Genomic DNA, 276 nt, shown 5'->3' with positions numbered 1-276 from the left:
CGTCAGGCCCCAGGCGTCTTCGTCGCCCTCGGCCTCCACCACCGGAAGCCCGCTGTACTGCGCCTCGACCGGATCATGCGCGGGAGCCGCGGACGCGGCCGATGTCACGGGAGGCGCCGGAGCCGCGGCGGGAGCGTCTTCGCCGCGGAGCTTGGCCATCACCTGCGGTAGCTGCTCCGCAGTCGCGAGCACGTCGCGCGCCTTCGAACCCTCCGACGGGCCGACGATCTCCCGCGACTCCAGCAGATCCATCAGACGACCGGCCTTCGCGAAGCC

1 protein-coding gene is annotated in these 276 nt (G+C 72.5%); it reads right to left on the bottom strand.

What is annotated here, in order from left to right:
- A partial coding sequence (locus tag SB660_RS20240; protein ID WP_410584096.1) for a DNA translocase FtsK occupies positions 1-276 on the bottom strand: 276 nt, incomplete at both ends.

It is taken from the genome of Bacillus sp. SIMBA_005, assembly GCF_046535585.1.
GTDB classification, from domain to species: Bacteria; Bacillota; Bacilli; order Bacillales; family Bacillaceae; genus Bacillus; species Bacillus pumilus.
Note: the sequence above shows the minus strand (reverse complement) of the source record. Positions and strands in the feature narration are given on the sequence as shown.